The 14,263-nt window shown below is 35.9% G+C and carries 15 protein-coding genes; 3 read left to right on the forward strand and 12 right to left on the reverse strand.

Translation table 11 applies throughout. The features are described 5' to 3' along the window. Positions 1–3 precede the first annotated feature (3 nt). Positions 4–525: a hypothetical protein gene (locus tag DI487_RS12385; protein WP_109569930.1), complete on the forward strand. Its 522-nt coding sequence runs from the start codon at positions 4–6 to the stop codon at positions 523–525. Positions 526–573: 48 nt separating this feature from the next. On the opposite strand, the gene DI487_RS12390 is transcribed toward DI487_RS12385, so the two are convergent. Beyond that, positions 574–2,394, reverse strand: a complete 1,821-nt coding sequence (locus DI487_RS12390; protein WP_109569931.1) for a chloride channel protein — start codon at positions 2,392–2,394, stop codon at positions 574–576. A gap of 53 nt (positions 2,395–2,447) precedes the next feature. Continuing rightward, a complete protein-coding gene (locus tag DI487_RS12395) occupies positions 2,448–3,032 on the reverse strand; it encodes an acyl carrier protein phosphodiesterase (protein WP_109569932.1) in 585 nt (194 codons plus the stop codon). A 100-nt stretch (positions 3,033–3,132) separates the two neighbouring features. Between DI487_RS12395 and glmM the strand changes: the two genes are divergently transcribed. Then, positions 3,133–4,524, forward strand: a complete 1,392-nt coding sequence (gene glmM / locus DI487_RS12400) for a phosphoglucosamine mutase (protein ID WP_109569933.1) — start codon at positions 3,133–3,135, stop codon at positions 4,522–4,524. Positions 4,525–4,583: 59 nt separating this feature from the next. Here the strand turns inward: glmM and DI487_RS12405 are convergent, their stop codons facing one another. From DI487_RS12405 to DI487_RS12450, 10 genes are all read right to left on the reverse strand, one after another. Continuing rightward, the gene (locus DI487_RS12405; RefSeq protein ID WP_109569934.1) at positions 4,584–5,324 is read right to left on the reverse strand and encodes an acyl-[acyl-carrier-protein] thioesterase; all 741 of its coding nucleotides are present in this window, start codon (positions 5,322–5,324) and stop codon (positions 4,584–4,586) included. A gap of 2 nt (positions 5,325–5,326) precedes the next feature. Continuing rightward, positions 5,327–6,262 carry a tRNA (adenosine(37)-N6)-dimethylallyltransferase MiaA gene (gene miaA / locus DI487_RS12410; protein WP_109569935.1) on the reverse strand — a complete coding sequence of 312 codons (936 nt, stop codon included), beginning with the start codon at positions 6,260–6,262 and terminating at the stop codon, positions 5,327–5,329. Beyond that, positions 6,263–7,084 carry an ion transporter gene (locus DI487_RS12415; protein ID WP_109569936.1) on the reverse strand — a complete coding sequence of 274 codons (822 nt, stop codon included), beginning with the start codon at positions 7,082–7,084 and terminating at the stop codon, positions 6,263–6,265. 1 nt (position 7,085) lies between these two features. Beyond that, positions 7,086–8,444, reverse strand: coding sequence for an exonuclease domain-containing protein (locus DI487_RS12420; protein WP_109569937.1), 1,359 nt, complete (start codon positions 8,442–8,444; stop codon positions 7,086–7,088). Between the two features lie 110 nt (positions 8,445–8,554). Then, positions 8,555–8,809 (reverse strand): hypothetical protein, encoded by a 255-nt coding sequence (locus tag DI487_RS12425; RefSeq protein ID WP_245896388.1) that lies wholly within the window; start codon positions 8,807–8,809, stop codon positions 8,555–8,557. A 46-nt stretch (positions 8,810–8,855) separates the two neighbouring features. Next, a complete protein-coding gene (locus DI487_RS12430; protein ID WP_109569938.1) occupies positions 8,856–9,542 on the reverse strand; it encodes a YggS family pyridoxal phosphate-dependent enzyme in 687 nt (228 codons plus the stop codon). Between the two features lie 3 nt (positions 9,543–9,545). Further along, positions 9,546–10,181, reverse strand: coding sequence for a hypothetical protein (locus DI487_RS12435; RefSeq protein ID WP_109569939.1), 636 nt, complete (start codon positions 10,179–10,181; stop codon positions 9,546–9,548). Between the two features lie 72 nt (positions 10,182–10,253). Continuing rightward, positions 10,254–11,474 carry a DUF1015 domain-containing protein gene (locus DI487_RS12440; RefSeq protein WP_109569940.1) on the reverse strand — a complete coding sequence of 407 codons (1,221 nt, stop codon included), beginning with the start codon at positions 11,472–11,474 and terminating at the stop codon, positions 10,254–10,256. Between the two features lie 76 nt (positions 11,475–11,550). Further along, positions 11,551–12,438 (reverse strand): 3-hydroxyacyl-CoA dehydrogenase family protein, encoded by an 888-nt coding sequence (locus DI487_RS12445; protein ID WP_109569941.1) that lies wholly within the window; start codon positions 12,436–12,438, stop codon positions 11,551–11,553. A 41-nt stretch (positions 12,439–12,479) separates the two neighbouring features. Next, entirely contained in the window at positions 12,480–13,451 is a 972-nt protein-coding gene (locus DI487_RS12450; protein WP_109569942.1) for a Gfo/Idh/MocA family protein, read from the reverse strand. 135 nt (positions 13,452–13,586) lie between these two features. Here DI487_RS12450 and DI487_RS12455 point away from each other — a divergent pair, with 135 nt between their 5' ends. Continuing rightward, positions 13,587–14,228 (forward strand): protein-L-isoaspartate(D-aspartate) O-methyltransferase, encoded by a 642-nt coding sequence (locus DI487_RS12455; RefSeq protein WP_109570681.1) that lies wholly within the window; start codon positions 13,587–13,589, stop codon positions 14,226–14,228. Positions 14,229–14,263 lie beyond the last annotated feature (35 nt).

The raw sequence follows: 14,263 nt of genomic DNA on the forward strand, positions 1-14,263 counted from the left end.
AAAATGAAATTACTTGGAATAGGTTCGCGCATCAAACATGCGGAATACGGAACGGGTGTTGTCACCAATGTATCGGCAAGACATTATTGGGTAACTTTTATTGAAAAAGGAATAGAAACCATTGATCTTACCGAAGAATTTGAAGTTATAGAAGCAGTTGAAGCAGAGGTAGATACCGTAAGTTTTTATGAGGTGGAGAAAATGCTGAAAAATCTTTTGCAAAAATACACAGATATTAGTCCGGCAACCTCTTTAGCCGATAAGTGGAAAGGAGGAAGAATTCTTTTAGAATCCGGGAACGATACACAAAATAAAGAAATTCCTATCGATACTTTTTTCCATAAGATTGTTATGGTACGAGATAGAATACGGGTGATGGAGCAAAAAATAAATTCCAGTAATTTAGACGAATTAGAAAAAGTAGAACTGCAACAATATATTACTCGTATTTATGGAAGTTTAACCACATTTAATGTGTTGTTTAAGCTCAAAGAGGATTATTTTATAGGAGAGAAAAGCAAATAAAAAAAGGCGAATAATTCGCCTTTTTCTTTTTATAAGATATTATTATTATTATTCAATGATCATAGCTTTCAGCTTTTCACGGTATTTTTCTAAAATGGAAATTTTAGACATAAAACCGATAAACTTCCCGTTTTTTAAAACCGGAAGAATTTGAGTTTGTGAATTTTCAAACTTCTCTATGATGGTTTCCATCATTTCATCATAAAAAATAATTTCTTTAGGAGGCTGCATTACCTCTTGTATCGAAGTATATTTAATCTTAAAAGGAGAAAGAATAACAGGTCTGATCTCAGCAACATCAATTAATCCTTGTAGTTGTTCTTTATCATTTAAAACCGGAAAGACCAGCTCGTCCGTAGTTTTGATCAATTCTACTAATTGTTCCAATGAATTTGAATCAGGAACCGGTTTAAAATTGTGCTGTATGAATTGAGAAGCTTCTAAAGAATGCAGAATATTTTTGTCTTTATCATTTGTAAAAACATCTCCTTTACCGGCTAAGTCTTTAATGTCGAAAGAATAGGTTTCAAAACGTTTTGAGATCGCAAAGCTCACTGAAGAAACCATCATTAAAGGAACCATCAGATTATAACCTCCTGTGATCTCAGCAATAAGGAAAATAGCAGTTAACGGAGCATGGAACAATCCGCTTAAAATCCCGGCCATACCTACCAGAGTAAAATTGCTTACTGACATTGGTTTGGTAATTCCGATCAGATTGATAAATTTAGCAAGTACAAAGCCCAGATAAGAACCGATAAAAAGGGAAGGAGCAAAGTTACCTCCGTTACCTCCGGCACCAAGAGTAAATCCTGTAGCATATACTTTTGCCATCATGGTCAAACCAATGAACAATAACAAGACCCAATCGTTGCCTTTATAAGAGCTCAGAATCGTATTGTCCAGAATGTTTTCTGGGTGCTGATTGGCTAAAACTTTAATACTTTCATATCCTTCACCGAATAAGGACGGAAAGAAGAAGATCAATACGGCTAAAAGTGTAGCACCGATAAAGGCTTTTCTGTATACACTGCTTTTATATCGGGCAAACCAATGTTCGATCTTACTGAATGTACGGGTATAATTCACACAGATAAATCCGGAAATGATACCCAATAAGATATAATAAGGGATGTTTTGATAATCAAAAGCTTCTCCTTCCTTAAAGCTTAAAAGTATATTTTCATTTAAAACAATAGTAGACACTAATGCCCCGGTAGCGGCACTGATCATAATAGGGATAAAAGCCGTGATACTGATCTCCGTCAGGACTACTTCAATGGCAAATAAAACGCCCGCTATGGGTGCATTAAAAGCTGCAGCAATACCGGCAGCAACACCACAGGCTAAAAGTAAAGTACGGTCTTTATAGCTCAAACGGTAATTCTGAGCAAAATTGCTTCCGAAGGCTGCTCCTGTAATTGTAATAGGCGACTCAAGTCCGGCACTACCACCCATACCTACGGTAAATGAACTGGTAATGATCTGAGCATACATTTGCTTCCTTGGCATAATACCGCTTTTCTTGGCTACAGCATACATAATCTGAGCCGTTCCTTTTTGCAGGGAGCCGTTCAATAGCTTTTGAATGACCAAAGCCGTTAGTAAAATTCCGATGATAGGAAAAGCACTGTTACTATAAGGCAAATTCAAAAAACCGTCCAGATATTGAGCAAATTTATAGACAGAGTGGGCAAATGTTTTTAGAACAATTACTGCTAATGCCGAAGAAATTCCAACCAAAACACAAGAAAAGTAAATAAATTGTCTTGGCGATAACAAGGATTTAAAAATGAAAACCAGGCGCTCCAGTCTTTTGACATTTTTTCGAATAAAAAGGAGAATCGGATTTACTTTTTTCGTATGCATTTTTCTGTTAAAAACAAAATTTCGGCAAAGTTACCGCTTCTTAAAAGAACATGCTAATAATTATTCAATTTTTCTTGAACCATCGCTCTTATTTCATCAAAAAAAGCCTTGAATTCCATATTGAAAGCATCGTAGTAAAGTTCCAGTTCCCGAATGGCGAATTGCATTTTAGACTTGAATTGTGTGCGATAATCCATCTGGTACAAAATTTTTTCCATGCCTTCAAGATGAGCATAACTTCCCAACCAGTTTTGCGAGATCATTTTGGGTACCATACGTTGCATTTTAGGAGTAAGTAGATCAAAATTAGTTTCCAGTAACTGATAAAAGCTATTGATGTATTCATTTAAAGGAGTATCCGAATATAAATCCCAGTTAACGGTTAAGAAATGATCATAATAGATATCCATAATAACCCCGGAATAGTGTCCGTAAGCTTCGTGCAAACGGTGTTTACTTTGCCTGTAAGTCGGATGGAAATCAGTAAAAGAATCAATTTGTCTGTGGAGTAAGATTCCTTTTTGAATAGCTATCGGAAATTTCTCATATTCATGACCTTTGATCCCGTCTGCCATAAAGTTGCCGATTTTTATCAGATCGTTAGCACCGGAAAGATAAATATGGGCAAGATAGTTCATGTTTTTACAGCGTATTTAAAGGACTAATTAGTATATTTGCTATGCAATTTAAACTTTTAGAATAACAAATCATAATATAACTTTCATAATTCTTCAGAGAATGACATTAATCAAATCTATTTCAGGAATTCGAGGTACAATAGGAGGTAATGTTGGAGATAATTTAACCCCGGTTGATGCCGTGAAATTTGCTTCAGCCTACGGAACGTTCTTAAAACAAAACGCTAAGTCAGATTCAAAATTAAAAGTAGTGATAGGCCGAGATGCCCGTATTTCGGGACCAATGATCCATCAGTTAGTGGTCAATACATTGATCGGTTTAGGAATTGATGTGATCGATTTAGGTTTATCTACAACACCAACAGTTGAAGTGGCAGTGCCAATGGAAGGTGCTGAAGGAGGAATTATTTTGACGGCATCACACAATCCGAAACAATGGAATGCTTTAAAATTGTTGAATGCAAAAGGCGAATTTTTGAGCGGAGCTGACGGGGCTAAGATTCTGGAAATAGCCGACCAAGAAGCTTTTGACTTTGCTCAGGTTGATGATTTAGGCGAGATTTTTGAAAATGAGGCTTACATGGATATTCATATTGATGAGGTACTGAAACTCCCTTTAGTAGATGTGGAAGCAGTAGCAAAACGTAAGTTCAAAGTAGTAGTTGACGGTGTGAATTCTTCCGGAGGTGTTGTTATTCCTAAGCTTTTAGAAGAAATGGGAGTAGAAGTGGTAAAATTGTATTGTGAGCCTAACGGACATTTTCCGCATAATCCTGAGCCGTTAAAAGAACATTTGGGAGATATTTGTAAGTTAGTAGTGGAAGAAAATGCCGATTTTGGTATTGTAGTAGATCCGGATGTGGATCGTTTGGCTTTTATTTCAAACGACGGAGAAATGTTCGGAGAGGAATATACCTTAGTGGCTGTTGCTGATTATGTATTGAGCAAAACACCGGGAAATACGGTTTCTAATATGTCGTCTTCCAGAGCATTACGCGATATTACTGAAAAGCATAACGGAGCTTATGAAGCCAGTGCTGTAGGTGAAGTAAATGTAGTGGAATTAATGAAAAAAACGAATGCGATCATCGGTGGAGAAGGAAACGGAGGAATCATTTATCCGGAATTGCATTACGGGCGTGACGCTTTAGTAGGAGTTGCATTGTTTTTGACCTATTTGGCAAACCAAACGCAAACGGTTGCCGAAATACGTGCCGGATATCCGCAATATTTTATGAGCAAAAATAAAATTGAATTAACCCCTCAAATAGATGTGGATGCTGTGTTAAAAGAAATGGAACAGGTCTATGCTCACGAAAACATTACCACAATTGATGGTGTTAAGATCGATTTCCCAACCGAATGGGTGCATTTGCGTAAATCCAATACCGAACCGATCATCCGAATTTACACTGAGGCTCCTTCGCAAGTTGAAGCAGATGCTTTGGCAGAGCGCTTTGTAGAAGAATTGAAAAAAATAGCCGGAATTTAGTTAGCTAAAAAATCATAAATAAAAAGAGAACTTAATTGTAAGTTCTCTTTTTTTTATTTTCAAGGTTTCCAACCAATTTGTAAAGCGTAAACGTTTTTATCGTCTTTGGTTATGGAATAAACACTTTCTATTTCGTTTGCAGCGCAACAAATGTTAGCTTTGTCCTTTAAATTGAGCTCGCGCATAAAATTGATGTCTAAAGTGGCAATTTTACACTGTAATAATTTCTCAGGATCTTCAGCATCCAAACACCATTCCAGATATTTAACATTGTTAACGTGATTGACGATATCAATATCCGATAAGGTTACTTCATACGGCAGACATAATGCGGATCCCTCCGGGATATTAATTTTTTCAGTTGGCTTCTCAGTTGCTGAAATATCATATTTTTCAAAGTGATCGTGTGGCATGGCTAAAGCATCCGGACGTCGTGTTTGAGTATTGATAACGGCCCAAAAAGTTTCACAACCCACAATTTTTTCACCATTCAGATGCATTTCCAAACAGCGCACCGAACGTGAGTTTTCTAAGCTCTTAATCCATGTTTTTACAGTTACGACATCACGCCATTTTGGTAATTTTAAAATTTCTACTCGCATTCGGCTCAAAACCCACGCTTGCTGCTTCAATTGTAGATCAGAATAACTGATACCGCCTTTATCAGCATGAGAACCTGCTGTTAACTGTAATAAGTTGCACAGATCTGTATATTTCAGGTATGCATTTGGGTAACAATGTAAAAAACTGATTTCAAAAGTTTCTTCTAAAACAGAGGAAAAATCGGGTGCTATAGGCATAGTTATGAGTTTTTGAGGTCTTTAATTTGTTTCTCAATGACAGCGATTATTTCTGTAACAGCAGTTAAATAATCAAACCAATGAACATTTTCAGTACGCTTAAACCATGTGATCTGGCGTTTTGCAAAGCGCCTTGTGTTCGTTTTGATCTGTTCAATGGCTTCAGCCAAAGTTATTTTTCGGTCAAAATAGTCAAATAGTTCACGATAACCGACAGTTTGTAAAGCATTCAGATGTTTATTGGGATACAGTTTTTTAGCTTCTTCTAACAAACCTTCCTGCATCATGTTATCGACGCGTAAGTTAATACGTTCGTACATCTTTTCTCTGTCAGCTTGCAGACCAATGATAATAGGTGTAAAATTGCGTTGAACGGAACGCTTGCCTAAAAAACCGGAGTAAGGCTTTCCTGTTCCCAAACAAACTTCCACAAAACGTTTCATGCGTTGCGGGTTGACCAAGGTTTGCGGGTTTTCAGCTTCCAATTTTTGATAGTAAACCGGATCTGATTCTTTGAGCTTTTGCCGGAGGTATTCAATCCCGAACTTATCATAATCTGCATTTATCTGCTCCCGAACTGAAGCGTCAATATCCGGAAACTCATCAAAACCTTTCAGTACAGCATCAACATATAGCCCCGAACCGCCTACCATGATCTGAACGTTATTTTTGGTGAATAACTGATCTAACAGGGATAAGGCTTCCTGTTCAAAGTCGCCAACAGTATAGGTGTCAAAAACGGATTTATTCCGGATAAAATGATGCGGAGCAGCCGCTAATTCTTCTGTGGTAGGAACAGCAGTACCGATTGACATTTCTTTAAAGAACTGACGACTGTCACAGGAAAGGATATCGCAGTTAAAGTGTTGCGCCAACTTAATGCTTAAAGCCGTTTTTCCAATAGCTGTCGGACCTATGATGGTAATTAAATAATTCATTTATGATAGAGCACTACCGCAATGGTAGCAAAATTTAGCATTTTCTGTATGATCTGAAGTTCCGCAATGGGAACATTTTGTCGGGTTTGTCTTTCGTACCTGATGGCTGTATTCCGCCGAAACGATTCCTGTAGGAACTGCGATAATTCCGTAACCTAAGATCATAACGATGGTTGCAATGAATTGACCAATAGTTGTAGCCGGAGCAATATCTCCGTAACCAACCGTTGTTAAGGTTACGATACACCAGTAAATACTTCTGGGGATACTCGTAAAGCCACTGCTGGGACCCTCGATCATGTACATTAAAGTTCCCAAAAGGATAGAAATGATCATCACGAAATAGATGAAAACAATAATTTTGGATTGGCTGGCTTTTAATGCTAAGCGAAGATTAGAAGCTTGTCCTGTAAAATGAGCCAAGTTTAAAATACGGAATAATCGCAATAAACGTAGCGCCCGTATTACCGATAAAACACGTGTTTGCGGAATAAAGAAAGACAAATAAATGGGCATTATAGAGAGTAAATCAATAAGGCCATAGAAACTAAAGATGTAGCGAAATGGTCTTTTGTTCGATAGAATGCGTAAAATATATTCAATAGTGAACAAAACAGTAATAAACCACTCGATAGCATATAAAATGGTATGGTATTGTGTGTTGAACTCTTTTACGGATTCCAGCATTACAATAACCACGCTTAAGAGGATAAAACCTAGTAAGACCAAGTCAAACATACGACCGGCAAAAGTATCAGTACCGTAAATGACAGTATAAAGTTTCTTTTGAATTTTACTCCATTTGTTGTTTGATTGCTGCATGCTAAAAACGAATGATCTTAACTTTATTTTTTCGGATGAAGCTTTGAATGATAGTTTTAATATCCCGATTGTGCTGCATCGGACTGATCAGGTTTTTCAGAATATCTACGTTGATAATCTGATGATTTAGATCGTAAAAGCAATATCCTTTATAAATTCCGTTTTCTATCAGAACAGCACTTTTTTCCTCTACACTTCTTCCTTTGTCAATGATAACCATAGTATTGTTCTCAAAGGAACTTTCAGCAATAAAAGTTTGTACTCTTTGATTGTATTCTTCGGGTTTTTCCTTGTCTATACAGGCGCCATAGCATTGTTTAATATCGTACTGAAAGCAGCTTTTTTTAGTATCATATAAGCCGTTAATTTTCTGGCATAGATGATACTTTTCAGTTATTTTAAATAGAAAAGTTCTTCCTTCCTGCTGTGTACCAAATGAAGTGATCTCTTTTTTACGTCCGTCAGCTTTCTGAACTTTTAGGGCTAAATACCCTTTTTCATTTTTCTCCGTATACAAAGCCCATTGAAAAATAGTTCGACGTTGGGCGCGATTGTAGATCGGTTTATTGATTTTGATCTCTTCACTTTCTTTAAGTAGTGCGATGAGTTCACTACCGGTTTCTTCAAAAGTTACGGCATACACTTCTCGCTGTATCTTTTTGCTTTTACTTGATGTACCTGTAAAATGCTGATTGACCCTTTTCTTTATATTTTTACTTTTACCAATGTAAATAACATCACCTTTTTCATTGTGAATATAATAAATACCAGTCTTAGAAGGTAAATTTTCCACAATATCCAGCAATTTAGGAGACATTCCAGATTTTAATTCAGTTTTGACAAAACCTTTAACGATCTCTTTTTCTTTGTCTTTAGAAAGTAATAATTTAAAAAGTTTTACGGTAGCCATAGCATCTCCGCTGGCACGATGACGATCGGCAATAGGGATGCCTAAACCGCGAACCAGTTTTCCTAAGCTGTAAGATCTTTGATCGGGAATTAATTTTTTAGATAGTTCCACCGTATCAATCGTCGGTCGGGTAAAATCGTACCCCAAGCGATTGAATTCCATTCGGATAACACGGTAGTCAAAAGAAGCATTATGAGCCACAATGATACTATCTTCGGTAATCTCAATAATGCGTTTAGCTACTTCGAAGAATTTAGGTGCACTACGAAGCATGGAATTATTGATTCCGGTAAGTTTTACCACAAATGGCTGGATCGGGATTTCAGGATTTACTAAGCTAATAAATTGATCTACTACATTATGTCCGTCGAATTTGTAGATCGCAATTTCAGTAATTCCTTCTTCGTTATACTGGCCACCAGTGGTTTCTATGTCTAATATTGCGTACATTTTTCAATGTCAATGTCAATCTCAAAAAACAATGTCAATCTCAAAAAACAATAGTTAAAAATTGAATTTTGCAATTGATACTGTAATTGCTATTGAAAAATTATTTTTTGTTAATGATCATTTTTGAAGCAATTGTAATCAATTCTTCCACTTTTTTTAAAAATAAAACCTATATCTGTATTTGTTTCCTGAGCTTCACCAAAATTTAATGAGGCACTTCCTAAAGAACGAATTAATTGATTTTTGTAATATTCATTTTCATAACGTTCATCCAAATTTCTTGTAAAGAAAATACATTCTCCTGCAAAACAAACCAATTGATCTTCAAAATTGAATATTTTTTCGTAAAAAGTATTGTTTTTCATCCATTTTAATTCAAATTGTTATGATAATACTTTTTGATTACAATTGTTATTGATATTGTCTTGCTCCAAATATACTACTTCCTATTCGAACCATCGTGCTACCACAGGAAATTGCTAATTGGTAATCGCCACTCATGCCCATAGATAAAATTTTTAGGTTCCAATTATCAGTGTTCTGTTTGGAGTATTTATCGAAAAGTGATTTTAAATAGGTGAATTCTTTTCTGATCTGATTTTGATCTTCTGTAAAAGTAGCCATTCCCATTAAGCCTACAATTCGAATATTTTTTAAATTATTGTTGTCACTTCGAGCGGAGTCGAGAAGTTGTTTCAGTATCTCTTCTAATTCCTTTTCATCTAAACCGAATTTACTTTCTTCTTCCGCAATATGAATCTGAAGCAAACAGTCGATAACTCTATTGTTCTTTTCGGCTTGCTTGTTGATCTCTTGTAAAAGTTTCAAGCTGTCAACACCGTGAATCAAGCTCACAAATGGCGCAATAAGTTTTACTTTTCTCGATTGCAAATGCCCGATGAAATGCCACTGAATATCTTTGGGAAGCTGCTCGTGTTTTTCAACTAATTCTTGTACATAGTTTTCACCAAAAATGCGTTGACCCACCTCATAGGCTTCCATTAGATCTGAAATCGGTTTGGTTTTTGAAACGGCTACCAAAGTTACGTCTTCAGGTAATGAAGATTTTATTTCTGTTAGATTTATTGCTATTGACATAAGTTAATTTTCTACTCCTAATATATTTCTAAAATCTTTAATAAGTTCATTTATTATTTCAAACGTGTAATCTGAAGAATCTTTCGATAGTTTATCCCATTTAGGTTTCAATGATTCAATAGGTACATTTTCTTCTAGTAGAATATTTGTAAATTCTGTAGTTATAAAACTATATTCTTCTAAAAAAATATCAATTTTAGTTGATAGCTTTTCAGAAAAATAAATTTTATTTGGAAGATAATATTTTTGAAAATCTTGAAAAGAGTTTGAAAAGTTATTAATTATATGAATATTATTATTAATATGGTTTGGTTTAATTTTAAAGACATCATTTAAAGAAGATTGTAATATAAGCATTTTGAGATATAATTCTTTTATAACTTTTGCTCTTTCAGAATGTAAATTTGTAAATTTAATATTAAACTCGTGGAGTTTTGCATCTAGTATGTGTTGGAAGTTTTTGTTTTCTTGCTCAATTTTCATTTTATGATTTTCTAAATTTTGAGCTAATTCCTTTTTTTTAATTTCTATAATTTCTTTAAAAAAATACTCAATTAAATTTTTTCCCCATACTAAACCAACAAGAATTAGTAAGGCAGGAGGACCCGAAGATATCAATAATTCTATTAACTTATCCATATTTAATATTATGTGATTTAGCTCTGCTGAACTTACGTTTCTCCTTCATCGAAAGGACAAAGTTAAACAAATCTAAAGTTCATATACAACTAAACCACTTCTAAACTTAGGTTCAATATAAGTGCTTTTAGGCGGCATAATCAAATCAGCATCAGCAATGGCTTTGATCTCATTAATATCGGAAGGATAAAGCATAAAACCGACTTTGAAATCTCCGGAATCGACTTTTTCCATAATAGAAGCGATAGATTGTTTTCCGGAAAGATACGAAATTCGTTCATCATTGCGTAGATCTTCAATGCCGAGAATAGGTTGTAAAACGCAATCGTATAAGATCTGTGCGTCTAAATTAGTGAGAACAGATTCTTTTTCTTTGGTATTCGATTGGTAAACCAAAGCATAGAACTTACCATTCAGGTACATACCGAATTCTCCTTTTTGAGTTGGTTTCCACAATTCTTGTTCTTTCGGAATGACTATAAAATGCTTTTTCAGTTCTTCCAGAAAAGCGTTTTGAGAAAGTCCGTTCAAATCTTTAATCAAGCGATTGAACTCGTAAATTTTCACATTACTTTCGGCAATTAAGAAGCTCATAAAATAATGCAAGTTCGGATTGTTTAAATGTTTGTCCTGATCGTACAAAGCACTGGCAGAGGCCGATCGGTGATGGCCATCGGCAATATAAAGGTTCGGAATTTCTTCAAAATATTCCTGAAGCCAGTCGATCTCGTTTTGCGTATCGATTTTCCACAACGAATGAATCTCGTGATTAGGCGTTGCAAATTCGTAAAAAGGTTGGCTCTTTTTCTTTAGGTTGATCCAGGTGTGAATAGCCGGATTATCGGGATAGGTAATTAGGACCGGTTCGGTATTAAAATGTGTTTGGTGCAGGTAATCTTTGAACAACTCTACCCGAAATGCTAAAGTATCTTCGTGTTTCTTGATCTTATTTTCCTGATAATCCAAAATAGAAGTTCCGGCTATGATGCCTGTAAAAACTTGTTTCTTGTTCTTGATTTGGTACAGATAGAACGCTGCTGCTTCGTCGGTCACTAAAATTTCTTCAGCCTTAAAGTTTTCGTATTGTTTTTTGACGGATTGAAACCGTTTTTCAACAGCAATGGTTTGCATGTTCTGATAGGCCGGACTAATGATATGCAGAAATGAATACGGATTGAATTCCAGCCAAGCTGCCAGTTCAGCAGGGGAATACTCGTCATAAGACCGACAAGTAACCCAAGCTGCCTTTTCCGGCGCCGGTCGAACAGCTTTAAAAGGGATGATTTTGGCCATAGTTTGGTCGAATGTCAAAAGTTGAAAGTCAAAAGGTTGAGAATTACTTTCCGGCTTTTGACTTTCAACGTTAAGACTATTTAAATTGTTTTGCTACTTTTTCAGCTTTTCTGCTTTCGCTGTAATCGTAGAAACCTTCACCTGATTTTACCCCTAATTTTCCAGCCATTACCATATTAACTAATAGTGGACATGGAGCATATTTCGGATTTTTAAAGCCGTCGTACATTACATTTAAGATGGACAAACAAACGTCTAATCCGATGAAATCAGCTAATTGAAGTGGTCCCATTGGGTGTGCCATTCCTAATTTCATTACAGTATCGATTTCTTGTACTCCTGCAACACCGTTATATAAAGTTTCGATCGATTCATTGATCATCGGCATCAAAATTCTATTAGCTACAAATCCCGGATAATCGTTAACTTCAGTAGGTGTTTTTCCTAATTTAACAGACAAGTCCATAATAATTTTAGTGACCTCATCAGAAGTATTATAACCACGGATGATTTCAACCAATTTCATGATAGGCACCGGATTCATAAAATGCATTCCGATAACACGCTCCGGATGAACTACTGTTGCAGCAATTTGTGTAATGGATATAGAAGATGTATTAGTTGCTAAGATTACATTGTGGTCGCAAACTTCGCTTAACTGTTTAAAAATATTTAGTTTTAAAGTTATATTTTCAGTAGCCGCTTCTACAACTAAGTCACAACCTACAACACCGTCTTTAACATCTGTATACGTAATGATGTTGGCTAATGTTTTGTACTTGTCTTCTTCGGTAATAGTTCCTTTTGAAACCATACGATCCAGGTTAGAGGCAATTGTGCTCATTCCTTTTTCAATGGCTTTTTCAGAAATGTCGATTAATTTTACGGTAAAACCGGTTTGTGCAAACGTATGAGCGATTCCGTTACCCATTGTTCCTGCACCTATTACAGCTATAGTGTTCATTATTTATATTAGTTTGTTTTAGTTTCTTTTTTGTATTACAATTATCTGTTTTTCTCCATAGAAGCTATGATTTGATACGCTACACGCAATGCTTCCGTTCCATCTTCTAAAGTGACAATAGGAGTGGTGTTATTGTTAATTGCATCGGCAAAAGTTTCCAATTCGTCTAAGATAGCGTTATTAGTATGAACTTCTGGATTGTCAAAATAGATCTGTTTTTTAACCCCTTCGGCATTTTGCAGGATCATATCAAAATCACCCGGAACTTCAGGAGCGTCTTTCATTTTTACGACTTCGCATATTTTCTCTAAATAATCAACCGAAATGTAAGCGTCTTTTTGGAAGAAACGCGATTTACGCATGTTTTTCATTGAAATACGGCTTGAAGTAATGTTGGCGACACAACCATTTTCAAATTCTACGCGGGCATTGGCAATATCAGGTGAATCAGAAATCACAGCTACACCACTGGCATGTACGTCTTTTACTTTTGATTTTACAACGCTTAAAATAGCATCAATATCGTGAATCATCAGGTCAAGAACTACAGGAACATCGGTACCACGGGGATTAAATTCTGCCAATCGGTGAGTTTCAATGAACATCGGATTGTGAATCTGATCTTTTACGGCTTTAAATGCCGGATTAAATCGTTCCACATGACCTACTTGCCCTTTAACATTATACTCTTTAGCTAGTTTAATGATGCCTTCGGCCTCTTCTACGGTATTTGAAATCGGTTTTTCTAAGAATACGTGCTTTCCGGATTTTATTGCCTGAACAGCACATTCATAGTGTGACAGTGTAGGCGTTACAATGTCGACAACATCAACGGCAGCAATGAGTTCTTCTATGGAGTTAAATTTGGTATAGCCAAATTCTTTGGCTACTTTATCGGCATTTTCTTTGAAAGGATCGTAGAAACCTACTAATTCGTATTTTTCAGATTGTTTGAGTAAACGTAAATGTATTTTGCCCAAGTGACCGGCACCCAGAACACCAACTTTTAACATAATGAGAGTATTTTGAACAAAAATAAGGTTTTTGTTTCAAGTTTCAAGTCAAATTTCTTAGGTTTTTTGGTTTTTCTTTTTCTTGTTTTTTGTGTTTTTTAACATTATTTTTACCCTAAAGAAATTTGGTCTATGTTGAACGACACTCAGAAACATCAGGGGCTTAGAAATAAGTTGGTTACGCTTTTAGAAGAAAAGGGAATAACCGACAAAAATGTTCTGGAAGCTATTCGGAAGATTCCAAGACATTTGTTCTTAGACTCCAGTTTTGAAGATTTTGCTTATCAGGATAAAGCTTTTCCGATAGCAGCAGGGCAAACGATATCTCAGCCTTATACAGTGGCTTTTCAGAGTCAGTTGCTTGAGGTAAAAAAAGGAGATAAAATATTAGAAATAGGGACGGGTAGTGGTTACCAATGTGCTGTTCTGTGTTTAATGGGAGCTCAGGTTTATTCTATTGAACGCCAAAACGAGTTGTTTAAAAAAACATCATTGTTCCTGCCTAAGATAGGCATTCGCCCGAAGCGACTCATATTCGGAGACGGATATAAAGGCTTAGAGTCAGAGGCTCCGTTTGATAGTATCATCATTACAGCAGGTGCTCCGTTTATCCCGCAGCCTTTAATGGCGCAGTTAAAGATAGGCGGAAGAATGGTCATTCCGTTAGGAGAGGATCATCAAATCATGACAATGTTGATCCGTAAGAATGAAACACAATTTGAGAAGCATGAGTTCGGAGAGTTTCGATTTGTACCTTTATTAGAAGATAAAAATTAAATAGCGATCAATTTTTTGACACTATATAAATACCT

Source organism: Flavobacterium sediminis (assembly GCF_003148385.1).
GTDB classification, from domain to species: domain Bacteria; phylum Bacteroidota; class Bacteroidia; order Flavobacteriales; family Flavobacteriaceae; genus Flavobacterium; species Flavobacterium sediminis.